Consider the following 17,975-nt stretch of genomic DNA (forward strand, 5'->3'; position numbering starts at 1 on the left):
GTTTTTAGGTCTTACCGTTCCTCATTCCGCTTCAAGCGTCTTCGTCATGATCCAATCCACTTGTTCATCTTCTCCCATAAAGAAAGAGTGTGCCCCTGTCTGCACAAAACCGAAACGTTGATAAAAGCGAATCGCATGATGATTTTCTTCCCATACCCCTAACCAGACCTGGTCCATCCCCTGCCCCTGAGCAATCTCCAGAGTTTTTTCCAGCAATCGCTTCCCAAGACCTGTTCCCTGGTAATCCGAACGAATGTAAATCCGTTCAAGTTCCAAGGTGTTTCCTTCCATCGGTTCAGTTTGAGCAGCACCGACATTCAGCTTTAAATAACCGGCAATTTTTTCGTTACTTTTGATGAAAAAGAAAAATGAATCCGGACGTTCCAACTCCCGTATCAATTTTTCGCGTCCGTAGGATTGTTTGAGGTAATCCTCGAGGTGCTGCGGATCATTCTCAGATCCGAATGTATCCGTAAATGTTTCCACACTAATTGCTTGCAATGCTTCAACATCTTTGACGTCACAGCGGACAAACTCAATCGTTTGTGTCATTCTGTTCACTCCTCCAAATAATTTCGTATTCCGCCTTTTTTGACGAAGTCCCACTCCTGTTCGATATTTTTACGAACCCGCTTCGTCAACTGGTGTAACTGCGTCTGTTCCTCTTCACTCAGACCAGCCAGAGCAACGCGCTTCGAATACGCATGCTCCTGAAGGATTACCGGGCATGTCGCCAATCCTTTTTCAGTCGGATACAATTTCTTGATTTTTTTGTTCACGACATCCGCCCGTTTTTCGATGAATCCGGCTTTTTCTAATTTTTGAATCGACCGGGCTGCCGTCGTCCGGTCCACAAGAATCAGTTCAGCAAGTTTTTCTTGAATGATACCCGGATGCTCACAAATCCGGACAAGATAAATGTATTGTCCTTTTGTCAGTTCCAACTCTTTAAATTCCACATTGCTGATGGAATCAAGTGCTCGCGCAATCATTCCAATCTCACGTAATAGTTCTCCCATATCGTCCCCTGTTCTTTGTTTAAAAAATTATATAGTTTTATTATATTATTTTTTGTTGCAAATGCAACAAATTTTCAATTGTATGATTTTGTTAAAAAACTCTTTTCTCCATTTGACAAAAAGTGTATATTAAAACCATCTATTCATTTAAAGGAGGATCTACCTACCCCGTGAAATTCTTTAGAACAACCCGGACCCCTGAATTGTCGTGGATTCCGGAGCAGGAATGGCAAACCGTCTGTGCCAAACGATCCATTCATATTCAACAGCATCCGAACGAACAACTCGTCGGTCTTGCTTACAATAATCAGCAACAGATCGTCCAAGTGACACGCAACATTCATGTGCCACTATTCAGTTACTACGTCACGTTACTGGAAAATCGTCATACGTATAAAACGGTTTTATCCAAACGGTCCCATATGACAATTCAACACTTGTCGACACGCTTGCTCGGCTCGAGTGAACTTGCCGAGTTCAGCTTACTCGATATCCATGTGCGGGAAGAAGGTCTTGGGGAACGCGGTTTATTGCTCGAGTCCTTAATACACGACATTCAACATAAATATACCCATTACCGGGTCAGCGGTGATTTTACCGCCATTTCTTACGGCGGCCGTGTTGCTGCCGAATGCTTTACCCGATACGGCTTTACTGTTGAACAGGATCGATTGATTTTGAAGAATTTCCATGACCGATTGTTCGTCAGCTAATCAGTGCTCAGGAGGTATTCCGTTTGAAATTAAATAACCGGAAATGGTTGACCAATATTGTCCACCTGCTTGGATTCTGTTTGATGATCACAGCTTATCTCGATTTGTGGAAACGCCCGAAGACACGTGGTCCGAAATGGATCTGGGCTATCCTGATTTTTCTCGTCAACTATCTTGGTCCGGTCGGTTATCTCGCCTGGGGACGCCATGTTCCGCCGGCAAAAACCGGTTCAAACATTAACTAAAAAGCTTCGTTCGTCCACCTGCTTATCAGGTCAAACGAACGAAGCTTTTTTGTCAGGCACAAGTGGTAGGAGATCACCCGATTCTGTGTTAATTTGAATATATGAAACCGCTTGATTCAAAACCGGCGTTTCTTATTATTTTACCGTTTACACGGTGACAGAAAAGAGGGATCTGATGACTTCACACCTGTCTACTCCATCCTACCGTCATTGGCAGGCCATCCAAAAACTGCATCACCGCTATATGAAGGAAGTCAACGCCGTCCTGAAGGACTGGGGCTTATCGAAATCACAGTTCGATATGCTCGATACGTTATACCGGGAACAAAGCGCGACACAAAAATCACTCGAGACGACACTTGAACTGTCGAGCGGAGCCATCTCGCAAACCTTAAAAAAACTATTCGAACTTCACCTCATCACCCGCAAACGCATCGACCGGGAAAAACGGTTGGTCCTGACACCGTCAGGCGAGACAATCGTCGAGGAATCGTCCCCTGTCGTCGAAGTCATTCATGAACAGTACTTCAAACAGTTTACGATGGACGAGCATGAGTCGTTCGACCGCCTGCTCCACAAGATGCAAAACAATCATATCTAACCCGGAAGGAGCTGTTCTGATGATCCTCAGACATTTTACACACCGTCGCTTTTTACCGGCCATCGTCGCCCGCGGCGGACTTTCCGTCAAAGATACAGGCGGAGATTACTTACAATTCGAGTTCGATCCTCCAAGTGACCGGCTGTTAAAGACAATCCATGACACCCGCTCCTCGGATGAACTGCCGTGGGACGAGACCGATATTGTTGCGCTAGACTTCGATTTCGTCAAGATGCAGGCAGCTGACATCGAAGTCCTGGAACAGGTAAAGGACGCTACGTGGAACATCGTACCCGATTCGAATGTCGGTCCTTCCCGATTCGTCAAAAGCTTTTTATCGCTCGGTTATCTGACGGAAGAATCAAGAGAGCAGTTGTCCGAATATTATTAAAGAACGGGTCGCTGACCTGTTCTTTTTTTCGTCAGCTGCGCCGATTGTAAATAAACAGCATCACCGGGAACGTCATGACCTGAACAAACAGCACACACAGCAACGCTGTCATGATGTCGTCGACGACTTTCCACTGGACGAGTGTCAGCATTACAAAAACGTAGACAATACTCAGGACATAGGACAGTTGACCGCTTTTCATCTTAATTTTTTCCTGCCGTTCGTCATACGTCTCAGCAGCCGGGAAAACTAAATCGACCGCCAGTTGACTGATTCCGACCAGCATAAGGATGATACTGTGCGGACTGGGTCCGTTGAACAGCGTCAGATAACCGCCGTAAATCAGTAGAACGGAGAACAGTAAACGATTGATCACCGGCATATATTTCATCAGACATCGTCTCCTTTTTCTTTCGAATCGGATATAAAAATCGCTTCAATCGGACAATCAAACAACGCAGCGATTGAAAAGGCCAGTTCGAGCGATGGATTATAGCGCTCTTTTTCAATTGAAATGACGGTCTGTCTTGATACACCAAGTGCTTCTGCAAGCTGCCCCTGCGACCACTGACGGGCTTCCCGTAACCCCTTCATTCTGTTTTTCATCCCAGTCACCCCTCAATTCCAATAATAGGTAACTTACATTCGAGTGTCAAGTTTCCTTTACAAGCAGGATAAAAGAAAAACCACTCAATCCGCTTGGACTGAATGGTTCGCGCTCAAGAAGATTTAACCGGTTGACCAACAGTTTCCTGTTGCTTTTTTAGATCCTGTTGCCACCAGCCGGCAATGTAAAATAAAGCAGCCATTACGAAAAAGGCCATTGGATAGTAGATCAAACCAAACGCCGCTAGACCCTGGGCCGATGTTTCCTGTGTTAAAGTCATATACGTTCCAAACAGTTTAATGACAAACAGCATGAAAATCCCGACTGCAACCGCAAGTGTTCCCAACAAATAGTGTTTGTTCATATTAAACGCTCCTTCTCCACTTTTGTTAACGATACCATTTTAATCCATTATTTACCTTATAATTAAAAAAATAAAAACACCTCCTGCCCGATGGAAGGAGGTGTTACTTTCGAATCGTCCGGTCCCGCGGATGAATGGCGAGGACGGCCTGACGGATTGCCTGAACGTGCTCATCCGTCGCTTCCGAAAACGACCGGAGCGTCGGGTAGTCACCGACCAGCTGACCTTGATCGAGAATCACGAACCGGTCGCTCAGCGCTTGCGCCGCCTGCACATCATGCGTGATGAAGACATAGGCGAGACCAAGCATCTCTTTTAAATTCCGCAATAAGTCGAGAATCAGCGCTTTATTGACCATGTCGAGACTGCTGACGGCTTCATCGAGGATAATCAGCTTCGGATTCGTCGCGATCGCCCGGGCGATACAGATCCGTTGCAACTGACCGCCGCTGAACTGATTCGGATACTTCGTTAAATCCGTTTTTGATAAACCGACCTGTGTCATCAGTCCGCCTAACCGTTCGTCTAATGCATCGGGTGACAACCCGAGGAAATTCGTCAACGGTTCGGCGATGATCTGTCCCGCTGTCAGCTTCGGATTGACGGCCGCAAACGAATCCTGAAAGACGACCTGGATGTCTTTCCGGTATTCCTTCGACGCCGATTCGTAAATGTCTTGTCCTTCAAACAGGACCCGTCCTGCTTTCGGGCGCTCGAGTCCGAGTAAAATCCGACCGAGCGTACTTTTTCCGGCACCGCTGCGGCCGAGTAAACCCAGGCAGGTTCCGGCTTCAAGCGTCAGTGAAACGTCCTGTAAGACCGTCTGCTCCGCCTGCCTCGTTAAAAACCGTTGATTGCCGTAGCGGTGGGAGACGTGTTCCAGTTGCAACAGGCTCATGCCTTCATCCCTCCCGCCTGAATTCCGTGTTGGGTCAACAGTTGCCGGGTGTACGGGTGACTCGGCCGGTCGAACAGATCAAAAACATCCGCCTGTTCGACGATTTCACCGTCCCGCATGACGAGGACATGGTCCGCCATCTCGGCGATGACACTCAAGTCGTGGGAGATCAAGAGAATCGCCGTGTCATAGGTAGCACGGACTTTCTCGAGATAATACAGGACCAGTTTTTGATTGTAGACGTCAAGCGCCGTCGTCGGTTCGTCGGCAATCAGGACATGCGGCCGGAGACAGACCGCGAGTGCAATCATGACCCGTTGCAGCATGCCGCCACTCAGTTCAAACGGATAGGCTTTTAAAATCCGGTCCGGCTGTTCAAGATTGACTTCAAGCAGCGCTTCAATCGCCCGCTCTTTCGCTTCACGTTTACTGCACCGGTCGTGCGTCCGGATTGTCTCCATTAATTGATGACCAATTGTATAGACCGGTGTGAAGGCACTCATCGGATTTTGCATGATGAAGGCAATCTTCCCGCCGCGGACACGCCGGAGCGTGCGGTCGGACAATGTCATCAAATCGGTCGCATCGAGCACAATCCGTCCAGACTGACGGATGACCTTTTCGTCGAGCAGACGGAGGAGAGCCAGACTCGTCACCGTCTTACCGCAACCGCTCTCCCCGACCAGACCGACGATTTGTCCGGCTGCCAGTGAAAAAGAAATATCACGGACGAGCGGCTGACCGTTCGTCGTTTCGATCGTCAAGTGTTCGACGGATAATACAGGTTTCATCCGAGTCTCTCCTTTCATTTCGTTTGTTTGGTCACTCCGAACCGTTCCGATAATGATTCCCCGAGCAGATTAAAGCTCGCAATGACGAGCATGATCAGCAGACCGGGATAAATCATCAGTTCCGGATTCGTCCGGGTATATGATTTACCTTCGTGAATCATCGCTCCCCATTCGGCTCCCGGCGATTGAACACCAAGTCCGAGAAACGACATCGCCGAGATGTCCATGATCGCCCAGCCCATCTCAAGTGTCCCGATGACAAGGAGCGGCGGCAGGATGTTCGGCAACAGATGCGTCCGGAAGATTTTCCAGTGCGAGGAGCCGTTGACACGCGCCGCGGCAATGAAGTTTTTTTCCTTCAGCGTCATGATCAACCCCCGGAACATCCGGGCGTAGTAGACCCACTGGACGAGCATTAAGGCGACGATGACCTGTTTCAGTCCCGGTCCAAAAATCCCGACGAGACCGAGGACGAGAATCAGACTCGGAAATGCCATCACGCCGTCACAAAACCGCATCAGCAGTTGGTCGACCCAGCCGCCGATGTAGCCGGCAAGCGTCCCGATCAATAAACCGATCAACAGTGACGAGGCAAAAATCAGGACGGCAAATCCGAGCGACACCCGGGCACCATGCAACAGTCGCGACAACGTACAGCGTCCGAGATGATCGGTTCCGAGCGGATACGTCCAGGACGGCTCCTGCAGTTTGACCGCCAGATTGACGAGATACGGATCATGAGGGGCAAGCCACGGTGCAGCCAGAGCCGCGAGAAACAACAGCCCTAAAAATACGGAACAGCCGATCAAAATCAGCCGTTGATTCGACAGGCGGTCAAGCAGACGCGGTCGTCCAAGCGGAACATTCATCGTCTGTTCCCTCCTTTCCGGGCAATCCGTGGATCGATTGCCAGTTGCAATAAATCAACGAGCAGACTGCTACCGATAAACAGCAAGGCCGCGAGGAAGACGTAGCCTTGAATGATCGGCATGTCGCGGTCAAAGATGGCTTCAATAAAATAACGGCCGAATCCCGGCCATGAGAAGACAGTCTCGACGATGATCGTCCCCGTCAACAGCTTCCCGAGGTTCATCCCGAGTCCGGTCAACATCGGCGGAATCGCGACCCGCAAGACGTGTTTTCCTAAAATGATCGTTTCCCGGATGCCGCGTGTCCGGGCAAACAGGACGTACGGTTCGCGCATCGTCTCGATGACGCTCGTCCGTAACAGCCGCGTATACAGCGCAATCAGCGGCAACGCCAGCGTGATTGCCGGCAAGATGACGTGACTCGGACTGCCGATCCCGCCGACCGGTAATAAATCAAGCTGGACGGAAAAAAAGAAAATCAGCAGGTAGCCGAGCCAAAATGACGGAATCGACGCCCCGATGAAGGCGATCCCCCGGCTCAAATGGTCAAAAAAACCATTCTTCCGAATTCCCGCGAGAAAGCCGAGCGGGATACTGACGAAAATTGCGAGCAACAGACTCGACAGCGCCAGCTGGACGGTCGCCGGCAAACGGAGCAACACTTCGTCGAGGACCGGTTTCCCGGAAACGTACGATGTTCCGAAATCAAAACTGGCCAGCCGGACGACGGTCGTCACGTACTGGGTCAAAAACGACTGATCGAGTCCGAACTCGGCCCGCTTTTGTGCGAGCACCTCTTCCGTCGGTTGGATGTGGGCGGCAGACAGATACGCTTCCGCCGGATCAACCGGTGACAAATAAATCATCACCGTCAGTAATAAAATAGCGAGGAGCAGAATCGGAATGACCGACCCGACCCGTTTCAGAATATAGACGCCCATTCCGTTCACCTCCTTTTACTTGATGCCGATTTGGGCGAACGGACTTTCATCCCGGTTCGCGGCAAATTTAAAGTTCGTGACCCCGTTTTGATAAATCGCCATCTTTTTCAGATACGAGATCGGGACGAGGGCTCCTTGATCTTGGAGCGACGGCAGAATCTCGGCATACATCTTCTGACGTTTCGTTTCATCTGTCGTCTTCAGGACATCTTTCATTTCCTGTAACAGTTGATCCTTGTTCGGATAAGCGGAAATCGCTTCTTTAAAACCGAATCCGTCCGTCCCGATGATGTTAACGAATGTATGCGGATCATACGGTGCGCCAAAGTTACTGTACATGTTGATATCGAATTTGTTGTCTTTGAAGCGCTGGACTTGATCCGGCAGCTCGACACCAACGATTTTCAAATCGACACCGATGCTCGCCCACTCTGATTGTAACGTCTCCGCCATCGCTTTTTGAACAAGTTCCGCAGCATCATACATCATTTCAATCTGTAACGGTTGTCCGTCTTTTTCACGGACCTTTTTGCCGTTCGGCAGTTTCCAGCCGGCTTCGTCCAGTAGCGTTTTCGCCTTTTCGACATCAAAGTCCCGTTTTTCAACGTTCAGGTTCGATGTGTACGGCAGGTTCGGCGGCAGGATGAAGTCAGCCGGTGCTTCGAGACCGGACGTGATCCCTTCAACAAGTGTCTTCTTATCAAAGCCGTATTGCAGGGCTTGACGGACGCGTTCGTCTGCCAGCTGTTTTTTCTTCGTGTTCATGATCAACAGACGCGTCGCGACCGGTTCTGACATCGTCGTCTTGTAAGATTTCGTTTCTTTCAGTTGATTATAGGCGTCGACACTGATTGCCCCTTCGCCGAAAATCAAATCGATGTCGCCTTTTTCAAAGGCGAGTACGCGGCTTTCGGCATCGGGAATGATGTCGACCTTGATTTTCTTCACTTTCGGCTTTGGTCCCCAGTAGTTTTTGTTGACCTTAAACGTCGCGTATTGATCCGCTTTGTACTCGTCGAGCACCCACGGACCGGTTCCGACTTCTTGTTCGACGCCTTTTGACGTATCGCCGTTTTTCGGGAAGCCGGCTTCGCCGAGGAAACGAACCGGACGGACGACCGCCAATTCCTGAATCGTCGGATAGTAGGCTTCCGACAACGTCATCCGGAACGTCTGCTTGTCGACGGCTTCCGTCTTGTCGATTTTTGAGATAAAGCCAAGCCAGCTATGTAAGGCTTTGTTTTTGAGCACGGCGTCAAAGTTCTTTTTGACGATTGTCGCATCAAACGTCGAGCCGTCCGAGAACTTGACATCGTCACGCAGTTTAAAGGTATATGTTTTTCCGTCTTTTGAGATGTCCCATGATTTCGCGAGGAACGGCTCGAGCTTTCCGCCTTCTGCGTAATGGACAAGCGGTTCGTAGACCATCGACTGAGCGAACAGTTGCGACGGGTTGTAGACATGCGGATTCATCTCGCCGATGTCACGCGGCCAGGCCATCGTTAATGTATCTTGATTTGATTTATTGTCAGCATCTTCGTTCGGATTTGAACAACCGAACAGCAGTGTCGTAATCGAGAGGATGGAAACAGCTTGAATGATGGATTTCTTACGGCGTGATACGTTCATAGTGGACAGGACTCCCATTCGTATTGATAATCATTTTCAATTGTAAGAGTCCGTGCTAAGAATTGTCAATGGATAATCCGTGAAAGCGTTGATTTCCCTGTGTTTTATGGTGAAGTCGAATCATTTTTGTATTGCATATATGACGTTTCAACAAATTCGAAAAACCACCCAGGCAAATAGTAAAACGAAATGATTCCACCAATCCACCTACTTATGTCAGCTAATCCCTCTATCGCCAGTGAGAAATTGAATACACTACCGACTAGAAGAATGATATGAAAACATACCTTTTTTTGAGCAATCTGCCTCTTTCTAGTTTCACTTGAAAACCGATTTTTAAAGTCTGTCCGATAGTAACACCAGTCAAACAGAGTTGTATGCGACGACAAGGATAAAAAGAAGAACCAACCGACTAAACTACCAGTCAACCACAATTCATTCCATTGGAGGAAAGGTATCACAGTAGTCAAGACACCCGTGCTGAATATGAATGGCATGAGAATGAAAAACAAGACCTGATCGACGAAGAAACAGAAACGACTTTTTAAAAAGTTCCAAAACGTTTTTTTGTCTCGATTTAGACCAACCTGATTTTCCTCGTTTGAAGATTCATCTTTTACAATTAAAGGACTGATTGTGAGAAGAAAAATAAGTGCCAAAACGATTAAGGCAATTCCTTTCAGCGAAACACTACCACCTCTGTGCAGATTCTCTAACAAAAGAACAGTCGCATAGAGAATAATTAAAAGATACCCCGCAAACAGAAGGTAGTTGATCCGCCCTTGCTTAAAGACGATCCGTCCATGAACCAGTTGACGGATTGTCGTTTCATACCAACAAATGAAGCCATCCATTGGACGATTTAACTGATGGATGAGATACATGAATCGACCGACAATGCCGTAAAATAGGCAGCATACTATAAAGATACTGAAGATCATGGCCACTTCATTTTTCCTCCCTTCATAAATAAAGCACTCATAAGACGATATGAGTGCTTAAGTAATCTGATTTCATTTATACTTCGCGATAGTCAAACTCCAATACTTCGACGTCACATCCCTGACCTTCGAGATTCGGACTGCAGGCGTATGGACCGACTTTCCAGTCTCCGTCCGCATGCAGATGAGCAATCCGTAACTGCTCCTTCGTCTCACCATCGACGAAGTAAAGTTCAACGTCCTGTTGATTGCAGACGAGTTCAAATATCAGCGGCTGATCAAAGACCGTATTATCGATATCGCGCGATGACCAATCGGAATAACCGAATGAGGTGACGACGGCTCCGAGATGCGATTTCCCGTCCGGAATGAATTCCGCTGAAACTTTTAGCCAGTTGTCCTCGTTTAAATAAAGTAGGATGCCTGCCTGATCATATGTTTTTTGCGGATACAGCTTCACTTCGATTCGGCAGGAAAAAGCCGGTGCTGGAATCGGTGTTAACAAGGCATGCCCCGTCATCCGGTTGAATCCGTAATACGTGTTGCGCCAGAAGTCGGTATCGCCATTTGTTGTAAATTTCAATTGTTGTTGGTTGTCAATTTCAGTTGGTTGGTTGAGCCATTCGTAGTTTTGCCACATGTGAATTCCTCCTGTTTTAAGATTGAGTGTATTTTGTAACATCTCACTCGCTTACGGATCATCTCTGAATTGTTCAAACTCGGGATGTTTTGGTTCTCGGAAATCAATGAATTCTTCGGATGGATCTAAAAAATTATGTCCTGAGTATACTGCAAAGTAGTTCCCGTCTTTATCTCTGACACTAAACAAATAGGATGTTCGCGGTTCATCTTTTAGAAATACACTGTATCCATAACCAAACTTTGTGAATTGACCGAATATCTGATACTCGTCTTTTTTCAGCCCGTACTGCTGTTCTAATCTGTCTTCCAAGTACAACTGCCGCAGGATTTTCTGATGGTAGGTATACAAAAAACATGAAATCAACACCAACAGTATCGCAAGTAAGACAATCCGCCCGATCCGCCACTTGCCGTTCACTTTCCAAAAATGTGTCATCCGTGCTCCTTCCCTCTTATCTTCACGTATGATACGGTACGGATAAGGAAGATATTGTTAATGAAAGTTCCTACTCTTACGAAAGAAGTGATTCACTTGAAGAAACATCTTTTGAGCCTCTGTTTTCCGGTCGTCTTTTTAATCGTTCCGTTCTGGACCAATCAACTGTCGCCCCTCCTGCAGGCACTCTTTTTCCTGATGTTGTTCATCTCGATTTGTCTGTCATTACATACGGCTTGGACGTTACTCAGCCCACGCATTCCGAACTGGACGGCGCGTGTCAACCGGCTTCATCCAGCGCTCGGGATCCTGCTTGGTCTCATCCTCCTCGCAGGATTCGGTTATCTGTTCTTTACCGTGTTTTCCCTCGTCACGTTCGGCATTATCCAAAGTATCCTGACGATTGTCCTGATGTATATCGGCCTGGCGATCTTCGTCTTCCTCCTCAGCTGTTTCGTCGAAGGAATCACACGCCAAGCCAAAGACTCGCTCTTTCAGCCCGTCTTGATTTTTGTCTCGGTCTCTTATGTCGTCTTGACGACGTTCGGGATTTTACAACTCATCGCCTGACCTTTAACCCGTCACAGGACGGGTTTATTTTTCGTGGTGCAAGTTTCCCTCTGCATCAAGCCGGACGTGCAAATTCCCGTCCAGTTCAAGCACAAGCGGGCTGGTAATGGCCGGTTTCGGTGCGAACAACCACGTCCGGTCTTCTCGTCCGAGCAACAGATGGGTGCCGTCTTCCGGCGCGCCGAGGAAATTCAGGAAGTCGACATTAATCGGCTGATGGTACCGGTGAAAGACACCAAGTTCGGCGAATTGTGCACCGACACCGGCGACATCCGGTGTCGTGACGTTCATTTCACCAATATCGAGAATATCGCTCACCGTAAACGTCTCAAGTTCTTTGTTCGGATTGACGTCATGCCGAGCAATCAATTCGACGACATTTTCGTCCGTATCATAAAAATAGACGGAATGAGCATTGATGTTTTCAAAAAAGATTTCGTCTTCGCCGTCCTCGTTCAGTAACGGGACACGATGCCGCAACCAGTCCTTCGCTAGTCTGAAGGCATCTCCGGGAACGTTAAACGCAAAGTGATATTGTTTCGGTTGCTGTGTCGTGTCGAGCTCGAATCGAAGCTGACTCGTTCCGATTTGCACCGTAAACGCGGTCGCTGTCTCCTCGACGAGCGGAAAATCGAGTGTCCCCGTATAAAAGTCCTGCATCGGTTTGACATCATTCGTCCAAAGTGTCGCTGCTGTAATTTTCATCGTCTATCTCCTCCATCTCATTTCAATCCATTTGCTAGTTTCAGTATACAATAATTGATGTATAATACTGGTTAAAAAGTAAGTACATACCTATTTCGAAATGGAGGCAGAAAAATGAAACGATATATCATTGCATGCGGCGGCATTTCGACACAAATTACCGAGTGGGGTGAACCGGACCGGCCGGTCATTTTCTGCCTGCATGGTCTCGGCGGAACAAGCCTCAGCTTCATCGAACTGGCGGACGCCTTACAAGATACGTACCGGATCGTTTCGATTGATGCGCCGGGTCACGGAAAAACCGAGCCGTTCCCGGACGAACGCGACTATCAATTCGCCCGCTTTTCCGATTGGCTGAATCAGCTGTTTGACCAGATCGGTATCCAGGATTTTTATTTTCTGTCCCACTCTTGGGGCAGTTTCATCGCCCTCTTTTATCAGAAGGAACAGCCGGACCGGGTTCTCGGCTCGATTTTGATCGACGGCGGATATCAGAGCAAACGATTACGCGGTACCCCACTCGAGCAGGAATCCGCGTTTTACGACACCGATTTCGAAGAGTCTGTTGCGACGTGGGAAGAGTTCCGCGACGTTGCCGTCTATGGACCCAACATGCGCCGATCGCCACTGCTTGATCTGGCTGGTAAGGATTTTGTCCGGATGCAGGACGGCCGGTACTACTGGCATGCCCGCGCGAAGACGGCCCGTGCCATTTTGACGGCGATGTATCAAGATGAGATTCTCGATTTCCTCGATGACGTTCCGGGTGACAACCTCGTGTTGCTCCGGGCGACGTTACCCGTTTCCGATGAACCGTTCCGTCAAGAAGCGATCGCCTTGTGGCAGGAGAAAACCGGCGGTACCGTCATCTCTGTTCCGTCGACTTCCCACATCACGCATTGGGACGATCCGGCATTTGTACTGCAGGTGATTCAGAAACACTGGACCAGAACGCTTGCCGTTGACGAAAGACAGCAGATTTAATTACGTAAAGGAATGAAGTCATTTGAAAAAAAAATCTTTGTTTTGGCTGATCAGTTGTTTCCTGACGATCAGTGTCGCTGTTTGGTTTAATCCCAATACCGTTTCGGTCGATACAGCATCTCAAAAACTGCCGAAGCCGCGTTATTCGTCCATCGGCGATTACCCGGCCGCTCTAAACGGCGATCAGTTTAAGCGGACACCGCTGCATATTCATGTCCAAGACGACCAGACCATCGACTTGCAGATGAAACTGAAACTGTCGAAGGCATTGCTGGAAAGATTCAAACAGACGGCCCATCCGCCGACGTTCAGTTTTGCCGCCAATGTAAATCAGGATGTTCTCAGTCCGTATGTGAAACGTAAACAGCCCGCACACGTGACGGTCGATTTTACTTCTATTTCAAACAGGACGATTGTAATTAAGCAACGGTTGTCTTTAAAGTCAGCGTTGACGCCCTATCAGAAAAAACAGTTTCTTGATGCCGGAAACTATCAATTTTTATTTTTAAATGAACACGATGCCGCTGCCGGCATTGTGTTTGATTTGGATCTGTCGACATGGGACTCCAGATGATCTGTACTATTAAAAACGACTCCCGGACGTCCGGGAGTCGTTTGCTTTGTCTATTCCTGGATTAAGCGATATTGTCGATGAACCGCCGGACTTCTTTCCGTGATTTTAACACGACAATTGTCTTCGTCGCTGTCACTTGTGCGAGTCTTGCTTGAATGCCCGGCCGCTGTTCATCCGGATAACGCCACACCCACTTCAAAAAAGCAACATCGATTTTTTCCGGACACCCGGCTGCCATATCCGGTCGTGCCTGATGCCGGTACCGGATTGACCGTTTCAGAATCCGGTAGACACAGGTCGTTCGCGGCAAATCAAGAAAGATGATCGTATCCGCTGCGTTGAGCCGAATATCCATCGTCCCGCCGTAATTTCCGTCGATGATCCAGTCATCCCGGCTGATCAAGTCCGTTTGAATCTGTTGTTGTTCTGCGCGCGGTACTGCCTGCCAGTCGGCCCGCCACAATAAGCTGTCGAGGTGGTGGACACGGATTCCGAGCCGTTGACCGAGTTGTCTCGCAAGCGTCGACTTACCCGATCCGCCGGAGCCGATCAACATAATCTTTTTCATTTCGTGTCCCCCCTTTCTTTCCTTACACGTCATTTACCGGCTCGTCTTCTTTCGCGTATCGTTCCATATAAACAGAAAGCAATTCGTTTATTTGAAACGCCAGTACATTACCACCGTTAACGGAAAGTCTGAAAAATGGTGTCGTATAATGTTCAGCCGTCTGATGATGTTCTAAAAATCCATCAATTGCTTCCATGAACATATTTAAATCAGCAAAAGCGTCCACCGAATAGAGGTTTCCATTTTTCAATTTTAAAAAGAGCTGCTCCTTCATACTATCCCTCCTTCTCTATGTAAATCATTTTTTCATTATTTATGATTCAATTACATAGAATTGTTAGCGACTTCCGCCTTGACCCACTCAATTCGGAATCGTCCGCCGGGACCAATTTGTTGTAGCAACGGTCGATCGGCTTCGATCACGCGTCCGATGACATTGACCCGTTCGTCTGCCGCAAGATCCCGTTTTGTGATCTGCAGTTCCCCCGCATACCTGCCGTAACGCAGATTATCGATCGTAATCGATCCAACAGGTCGATCGGCTAGAGTTGTAGGTTCGAGAAGTCCGTCGCCCGTTCGGCCGTAGGCACGTGACTCGACCGAACGGATGACATCGCGTGCCGGATCCATCCGGTTTGTCTGGATGGTTTCTAACATCGGATCTTCGCCTTGTCCCGTTGCCCGGAGAACAATAATTCCCTCCTGATAGGCGGCAAACTGATGCATCGAGCTTTCCGACAAGCCCGGGTCCCCGACCAGTATCCGGTCGACGGATACTTCAAGCTCCAGATAACAGGCCAACGGTGATTGTCCGCGGTGATCCTCGAGCGTCGGTAACGTTTCGTAAAGCGGACCACGCAGTTGCCCGTCACCCGGGATGAAGGCCTGAACACGGATTCCTTGTTGATGGAGCCACCAGTTTTTGTCGTCGAACCAGTTCCGGTCGAGCCCGGTTTCCGGTCGAGGGTAAAAGTTATGCCATGCTTCGACGTGCTCAAGTACCAGCCCCTCTGCTTTCATCGCGTCGAGTTCTTCCGCTGTTACTGTACTGGCGTTCAAGGCGATCATCATCTGTTTTGACAAATTCGCGACCTGTTTCGGCGTCACTCCGTAATCAATCCGTAGTCCGGTCACGCCCCACCCGGTTAACGTTCCGGCATCATCCCATGTCTTGCCGAGCGCAGCAAGCGAAGTCGGAGCGATATCCGCGACAAGCTCCATCTCGAGTTCTCTTGCCAATTCGCCTAAAGTTCGCAACCGCTCTGTATATAATGCCGGGTCATCTTCCGGGATATGTAACGAAGTAAAGATCGAGGTAAAGCCGAGTGACCGCATCTGTCCGATGGTTACTTTCACCTCATCCGTCAATGCTTTACTCAAATAAACGGCCAGTCCTTTCATTTGAATCACTCCTTTTTAATTGCCTAACACGAAAAAAATGACACGAATGTTTAAAATTCACATTTTTTAGGAGATTCCACCTGAACTATGATACCATGAATGTGTATTACATAAGGGGGAAAATAAAATGAAACGTATCTTCATCCCGTTCCTGTCCGTCGCATGTCTCGTGCTGGTATGGAACGTCTACAGCCAGCATGCTGATTCGAAAACGGATTTGTTCCACTATAAACATTCCGTAGTCGGCAATAACAGTGCCGTCACGAATATCGTCAAGGAATTAGCCCACCACCAGGAATTACGGCAGATTGCCCTGCAAACGAAACAAACACCATACGGCATTCATTTGACTTACAAGGACATCGAGACAGAAAACATCGAACAGGAAATCAAAGAAACGGTTCTGTTTAATGCCACTTATCTGTTTGTCCTCGTCGATAATGTCGACCGGATCACCTTTACATTCCCGGACTATAAGTATACCGTGACACGGAATCAGCTCGACCAGTGGTACGGTCAAGCTCTCAGTACGATCACACAGGAACAGGACGTAAAACAGTTGCTTCAACACCAGTTGAAGTCGGAAATGAACATCAATCAGGTTTTGACTGACTGATGCCGGCAACGCGTCAAAAAAAGATGGAACATCACCGTCACGTGATCTTCCATCTTTTTGTTGTGTGCGGTTCTTGTGCCGACGTTAAATTCCGTCTGCCATTTCTTCCTTGAATCCAAACCAGAAGGTAAACAGGAATCCGAAGACGTACGAGATGACAAGCCCGCCGATATACGTCAGGTACATCCCGTTATCAATCAACGGTGTCAACGACAGACCGGACACGCCGACGCCAAGCGCTGCTGTCTTCATCGTCGCCTGGAAGGCCCCGCCGACTGCCGCTCCCATACAGGCTGTCAGGAAGGGACGACCGAGCGGTAACGTGACCCCGTACAACAACGGTTCGCCGATTCCGAGGAAACCGACCGGAATCGCACCCTTGATGATGTTGCGCAATCGTTGATTGCGTGTCTTGACGAAAATCGCCAGTGCGGCACCGACTTGTCCGGCTCCCGCCATCGCAAGGATTGGCAAGAGGGCCGTATTGCCGACGGTGTTGAGCAGTTCGAGATGAATCGGTGTCAAACCGTGATGCAGTCCGACCATGACGAGCGGCAGGAAAAATCCGGCGAGGACGGCACCGGCGAGTGGTCCGCCGACTTCGAGAATCACGTTGATTGCTTTCATGATCCCGTCAGACAGGACACCGGCGACCGGCATGATGGCATAAAGTGCTGTAAATCCGACGATCAGGACCGTCAAGAGTGGGGTAAAGATGATATCAATCGAGACCGGCATGAATCGGCGGATGTGTTTTTCGAGATATGTCATCAACCAGGCGGCGAAGATGACCCCAAACAACCCTCCCCGCCCGACGACAAGCGGTTCGCCGTAAATGACGATATCGACGAGCAACGGATTAAATAAGATTCCCCCGGCAATCGCCCCAAGGACCGGTGTGCCACCGAATTCCTTCGCCGTGTTCCACCCGACGAGAATCGCTAAGTAGGCAAAGACGGTGCTGCCGATCAGTAATAAAATCTGCATCCACGTTTCCGTCGCATCGACTCCGGCGTTTTTCACAAAGTTCGCCGCTCCATTGATAATTCCCGACGCGACCAGTCCCGGAATGAGCGGGATGAAGATATTTCCTAAGCGCCGTAAAAAGCGTTTGAACGGTGATTTTTGTTTGTCCTTCACTTTTTGCCGTTCGATGGCGGCCCGCTCCTCAAACGTCAGATTCTCATCGACCGACTCTTCCCCGATGGCAAGCCCCGTTTTCCGGCTTAAATGATCCGCGACCCGGTTGACCGTTCCCGGTCCGACGACGATTTGCAGGGTCTCGTCATCGATGACGCCCATGACGCCGTCCAGTTGTTTGAGTGCCTGGATGTCCGCTTTCGTCGGATCCTTCAGCGCCAACCGGACGCGTGTCATACAGTGGGCCAGCTGGCGGAGATTGTCTTTTCCGCCGACATGTTCCAGTATTCCTTCCGCCAATACTTCTTCCTTCTTCATCTGAATCCCCCC

The 17,975-nt window shown here is 48.9% G+C and carries 26 protein-coding genes; 8 read left to right on the forward strand and 18 right to left on the reverse strand.

The genetic code is table 11. The features are described from left to right. Positions 1-21: 21 nt before the first annotated feature. Together N7U64_RS04875 and N7U64_RS04880 are read right to left on the reverse strand one after the other, a co-directional pair. A complete protein-coding gene (locus N7U64_RS04875) occupies positions 22-552 on the reverse strand; it encodes a GNAT family N-acetyltransferase (RefSeq protein ID WP_318928724.1) in 531 nt (176 codons plus the stop codon). Between the two features lie 5 nt (positions 553-557). Then, positions 558-1,019 (reverse strand): MarR family winged helix-turn-helix transcriptional regulator, encoded by a 462-nt coding sequence (locus N7U64_RS04880; RefSeq protein ID WP_012370249.1) that lies wholly within the window; start codon positions 1,017-1,019, stop codon positions 558-560. Between the two features lie 170 nt (positions 1,020-1,189). Here N7U64_RS04880 and N7U64_RS04885 point away from each other — a divergent pair, with 170 nt between their 5' ends. From N7U64_RS04885 to N7U64_RS04900, 4 genes are all read left to right on the forward strand, one after another. Then, a complete protein-coding gene (locus N7U64_RS04885; RefSeq protein ID WP_318928725.1) occupies positions 1,190-1,732 on the forward strand; it encodes a hypothetical protein in 543 nt (180 codons plus the stop codon). 23 nt (positions 1,733-1,755) lie between these two features. Continuing rightward, on the forward strand, positions 1,756-1,977 hold the full coding sequence (locus tag N7U64_RS04890) for a PLD nuclease N-terminal domain-containing protein (protein WP_318928726.1): 222 nt from the start codon (positions 1,756-1,758) through the stop codon (positions 1,975-1,977). A gap of 175 nt (positions 1,978-2,152) precedes the next feature. After that, the gene (locus tag N7U64_RS04895; RefSeq protein ID WP_160168613.1) at positions 2,153-2,578 is read left to right on the forward strand and encodes a MarR family winged helix-turn-helix transcriptional regulator; all 426 of its coding nucleotides are present in this window, start codon (positions 2,153-2,155) and stop codon (positions 2,576-2,578) included. A 19-nt stretch (positions 2,579-2,597) separates the two neighbouring features. Then, positions 2,598-2,969 (forward strand): hypothetical protein, encoded by a 372-nt coding sequence (locus N7U64_RS04900; protein WP_318928727.1) that lies wholly within the window; start codon positions 2,598-2,600, stop codon positions 2,967-2,969. 31 nt (positions 2,970-3,000) lie between these two features. On the opposite strand, the gene N7U64_RS04905 is transcribed toward N7U64_RS04900, so the two are convergent. From N7U64_RS04905 to N7U64_RS04955, 11 genes are all read right to left on the reverse strand, one after another. Beyond that, positions 3,001-3,360 (reverse strand): hypothetical protein, encoded by a 360-nt coding sequence (locus N7U64_RS04905; RefSeq protein WP_318928728.1) that lies wholly within the window; start codon positions 3,358-3,360, stop codon positions 3,001-3,003. Continuing rightward, on the reverse strand, positions 3,360-3,575 hold the full coding sequence (locus tag N7U64_RS04910) for a helix-turn-helix transcriptional regulator (protein ID WP_318928729.1): 216 nt from the start codon (positions 3,573-3,575) through the stop codon (positions 3,360-3,362). Before N7U64_RS04910 ends, N7U64_RS04905 begins: the two co-directional genes overlap by 1 nt. Before the next feature lie 113 nt (positions 3,576-3,688). Beyond that, complete coding sequence (locus tag N7U64_RS04915) at positions 3,689-3,940, reverse strand: hypothetical protein (RefSeq protein ID WP_318928730.1); 252 nt, start codon at positions 3,938-3,940, stop codon at positions 3,689-3,691. Positions 3,941-4,043: 103 nt separating this feature from the next. Then, complete coding sequence (locus N7U64_RS04920) at positions 4,044-4,838, reverse strand: ATP-binding cassette domain-containing protein (RefSeq protein ID WP_318928731.1); 795 nt, start codon at positions 4,836-4,838, stop codon at positions 4,044-4,046. Continuing rightward, complete coding sequence (locus N7U64_RS04925) at positions 4,835-5,629, reverse strand: ABC transporter ATP-binding protein (RefSeq protein WP_318928732.1); 795 nt, start codon at positions 5,627-5,629, stop codon at positions 4,835-4,837. Before N7U64_RS04925 ends, N7U64_RS04920 begins: the two co-directional genes overlap by 4 nt. 14 nt (positions 5,630-5,643) lie before the next feature. Then, on the reverse strand, positions 5,644-6,498 hold the full coding sequence (gene nikC, locus N7U64_RS04930; RefSeq protein ID WP_318928733.1) for a nickel ABC transporter permease subunit NikC: 855 nt from the start codon (positions 6,496-6,498) through the stop codon (positions 5,644-5,646). Further along, the gene (locus N7U64_RS04935) at positions 6,495-7,439 is read right to left on the reverse strand and encodes an ABC transporter permease (RefSeq protein WP_318928734.1); all 945 of its coding nucleotides are present in this window, start codon (positions 7,437-7,439) and stop codon (positions 6,495-6,497) included. The genes nikC and N7U64_RS04935 overlap by 4 nt, the downstream gene beginning before the upstream one ends. A gap of 15 nt (positions 7,440-7,454) precedes the next feature. Continuing rightward, positions 7,455-9,068, reverse strand: a complete 1,614-nt coding sequence (nikA, locus tag N7U64_RS04940) for a nickel ABC transporter substrate-binding protein (protein ID WP_318928735.1) — start codon at positions 9,066-9,068, stop codon at positions 7,455-7,457. A 104-nt stretch (positions 9,069-9,172) separates the two neighbouring features. Beyond that, a complete protein-coding gene (locus N7U64_RS04945; RefSeq protein WP_318928736.1) occupies positions 9,173-10,015 on the reverse strand; it encodes a hypothetical protein in 843 nt (280 codons plus the stop codon). A 70-nt stretch (positions 10,016-10,085) separates the two neighbouring features. Next, positions 10,086-10,649, reverse strand: coding sequence for a DUF1349 domain-containing protein (locus N7U64_RS04950; RefSeq protein ID WP_318928737.1), 564 nt, complete (start codon positions 10,647-10,649; stop codon positions 10,086-10,088). 51 nt (positions 10,650-10,700) lie between these two features. After that, complete coding sequence (locus N7U64_RS04955) at positions 10,701-11,087, reverse strand: hypothetical protein (protein WP_318928738.1); 387 nt, start codon at positions 11,085-11,087, stop codon at positions 10,701-10,703. A 60-nt stretch (positions 11,088-11,147) separates the two neighbouring features. Between N7U64_RS04955 and N7U64_RS04960 the strand changes: the two genes are divergently transcribed. Further along, complete coding sequence (locus N7U64_RS04960; RefSeq protein ID WP_318928739.1) at positions 11,148-11,657, forward strand: hypothetical protein; 510 nt, start codon at positions 11,148-11,150, stop codon at positions 11,655-11,657. Positions 11,658-11,681: 24 nt separating this feature from the next. On the opposite strand, the gene N7U64_RS04965 is transcribed toward N7U64_RS04960, so the two are convergent. Further along, complete coding sequence (locus tag N7U64_RS04965; RefSeq protein WP_318928740.1) at positions 11,682-12,362, reverse strand: VOC family protein; 681 nt, start codon at positions 12,360-12,362, stop codon at positions 11,682-11,684. A 114-nt stretch (positions 12,363-12,476) separates the two neighbouring features. Here N7U64_RS04965 and N7U64_RS04970 point away from each other — a divergent pair, with 114 nt between their 5' ends. Further along, entirely contained in the window at positions 12,477-13,346 is an 870-nt protein-coding gene (locus N7U64_RS04970) for an alpha/beta hydrolase (RefSeq protein WP_318928741.1), read from the forward strand. Between the two features lie 22 nt (positions 13,347-13,368). Further along, complete coding sequence (locus N7U64_RS04975) at positions 13,369-13,920, forward strand: hypothetical protein (RefSeq protein ID WP_318928742.1); 552 nt, start codon at positions 13,369-13,371, stop codon at positions 13,918-13,920. Positions 13,921-13,981: 61 nt separating this feature from the next. Here the strand turns inward: N7U64_RS04975 and N7U64_RS04980 are convergent, their stop codons facing one another. Genes N7U64_RS04980 through N7U64_RS04990 form a run of 3 tightly spaced genes read right to left on the reverse strand, consistent with a single transcriptional unit; the run spans position 13,982 to position 15,889 of the window. Continuing rightward, on the reverse strand, positions 13,982-14,488 hold the full coding sequence (locus N7U64_RS04980) for a DNA topology modulation protein (protein ID WP_318928743.1): 507 nt from the start codon (positions 14,486-14,488) through the stop codon (positions 13,982-13,984). A 22-nt stretch (positions 14,489-14,510) separates the two neighbouring features. Next, complete coding sequence (locus N7U64_RS04985) at positions 14,511-14,762, reverse strand: hypothetical protein (protein WP_318928744.1); 252 nt, start codon at positions 14,760-14,762, stop codon at positions 14,511-14,513. A gap of 50 nt (positions 14,763-14,812) precedes the next feature. Next, positions 14,813-15,889, reverse strand: coding sequence for a DUF871 domain-containing protein (locus N7U64_RS04990; protein ID WP_318928745.1), 1,077 nt, complete (start codon positions 15,887-15,889; stop codon positions 14,813-14,815). A gap of 127 nt (positions 15,890-16,016) precedes the next feature. Between N7U64_RS04990 and N7U64_RS04995 the strand changes: the two genes are divergently transcribed. Next, the gene (locus N7U64_RS04995) at positions 16,017-16,505 is read left to right on the forward strand and encodes a DUF4825 domain-containing protein (RefSeq protein ID WP_318928746.1); all 489 of its coding nucleotides are present in this window, start codon (positions 16,017-16,019) and stop codon (positions 16,503-16,505) included. Positions 16,506-16,589: 84 nt separating this feature from the next. Here the strand turns inward: N7U64_RS04995 and N7U64_RS05000 are convergent, their stop codons facing one another. Further along, positions 16,590-17,963, reverse strand: coding sequence for a PTS transporter subunit EIIC (locus N7U64_RS05000; protein WP_318928747.1), 1,374 nt, complete (start codon positions 17,961-17,963; stop codon positions 16,590-16,592). Positions 17,964-17,975 lie beyond the last annotated feature (12 nt).

It is taken from the genome of Exiguobacterium sp. K1, assembly GCF_033721435.1.
In the GTDB taxonomy this organism is placed as follows: Bacteria; Bacillota; Bacilli; order Exiguobacteriales; family Exiguobacteriaceae; genus Exiguobacterium_A; species Exiguobacterium_A artemiae.

Coding starts and splice junctions, on each gene's coding strand:
- N7U64_RS04880 (WP_012370249.1), bottom strand. CDS start 1,019: ATGGGAGAACTATTACGTGAGATTGGAATGATTGCGCGAGCACTTGAT.
- N7U64_RS04875 (WP_318928724.1), bottom strand. CDS start 552: ATGACACAAACGATTGAGTTTGTCCGCTGTGACGTCAAAGATGTTGAA.
- N7U64_RS04950 (WP_318928737.1), bottom strand. CDS start 10,649: ATGTGGCAAAACTACGAATGGCTCAACCAACCAACTGAAATTGACAAC.
- N7U64_RS04935 (WP_318928734.1), bottom strand. CDS start 7,439: ATGGGCGTCTATATTCTGAAACGGGTCGGGTCGGTCATTCCGATTCTG.
- N7U64_RS05000 (WP_318928747.1), bottom strand. CDS start 17,963: ATGAAGAAGGAAGAAGTATTGGCGGAAGGAATACTGGAACATGTCGGC.
- N7U64_RS04970 (WP_318928741.1), top strand. CDS start 12,477: ATGAAACGATATATCATTGCATGCGGCGGCATTTCGACACAAATTACC.
- N7U64_RS04995 (WP_318928746.1), top strand. CDS start 16,017: ATGAAACGTATCTTCATCCCGTTCCTGTCCGTCGCATGTCTCGTGCTG.
- N7U64_RS04910 (WP_318928729.1), bottom strand. CDS start 3,575: ATGAAAAACAGAATGAAGGGGTTACGGGAAGCCCGTCAGTGGTCGCAG.
- N7U64_RS04960 (WP_318928739.1), top strand. CDS start 11,148: ATGAAAGTTCCTACTCTTACGAAAGAAGTGATTCACTTGAAGAAACAT.
- N7U64_RS04955 (WP_318928738.1), bottom strand. CDS start 11,087: ATGACACATTTTTGGAAAGTGAACGGCAAGTGGCGGATCGGGCGGATT.
- N7U64_RS04915 (WP_318928730.1), bottom strand. CDS start 3,940: ATGAACAAACACTATTTGTTGGGAACACTTGCGGTTGCAGTCGGGATT.
- nikC (WP_318928733.1), bottom strand. CDS start 6,498: ATGAATGTTCCGCTTGGACGACCGCGTCTGCTTGACCGCCTGTCGAAT.
- N7U64_RS04980 (WP_318928743.1), bottom strand. CDS start 14,488: ATGAAAAAGATTATGTTGATCGGCTCCGGCGGATCGGGTAAGTCGACG.
- N7U64_RS04905 (WP_318928728.1), bottom strand. CDS start 3,360: ATGAAATATATGCCGGTGATCAATCGTTTACTGTTCTCCGTTCTACTG.
- N7U64_RS04990 (WP_318928745.1), bottom strand. CDS start 15,889: ATGAAAGGACTGGCCGTTTATTTGAGTAAAGCATTGACGGATGAGGTG.
- N7U64_RS04985 (WP_318928744.1), bottom strand. CDS start 14,762: ATGAAGGAGCAGCTCTTTTTAAAATTGAAAAATGGAAACCTCTATTCG.
- N7U64_RS04920 (WP_318928731.1), bottom strand. CDS start 4,838: ATGAGCCTGTTGCAACTGGAACACGTCTCCCACCGCTACGGCAATCAA.
- N7U64_RS04895 (WP_160168613.1), top strand. CDS start 2,153: ATGACTTCACACCTGTCTACTCCATCCTACCGTCATTGGCAGGCCATC.
- nikA (WP_318928735.1), bottom strand. CDS start 9,068: ATGAACGTATCACGCCGTAAGAAATCCATCATTCAAGCTGTTTCCATC.
- N7U64_RS04965 (WP_318928740.1), bottom strand. CDS start 12,362: ATGAAAATTACAGCAGCGACACTTTGGACGAATGATGTCAAACCGATG.
- N7U64_RS04925 (WP_318928732.1), bottom strand. CDS start 5,629: ATGAAACCTGTATTATCCGTCGAACACTTGACGATCGAAACGACGAAC.
- N7U64_RS04900 (WP_318928727.1), top strand. CDS start 2,598: ATGATCCTCAGACATTTTACACACCGTCGCTTTTTACCGGCCATCGTC.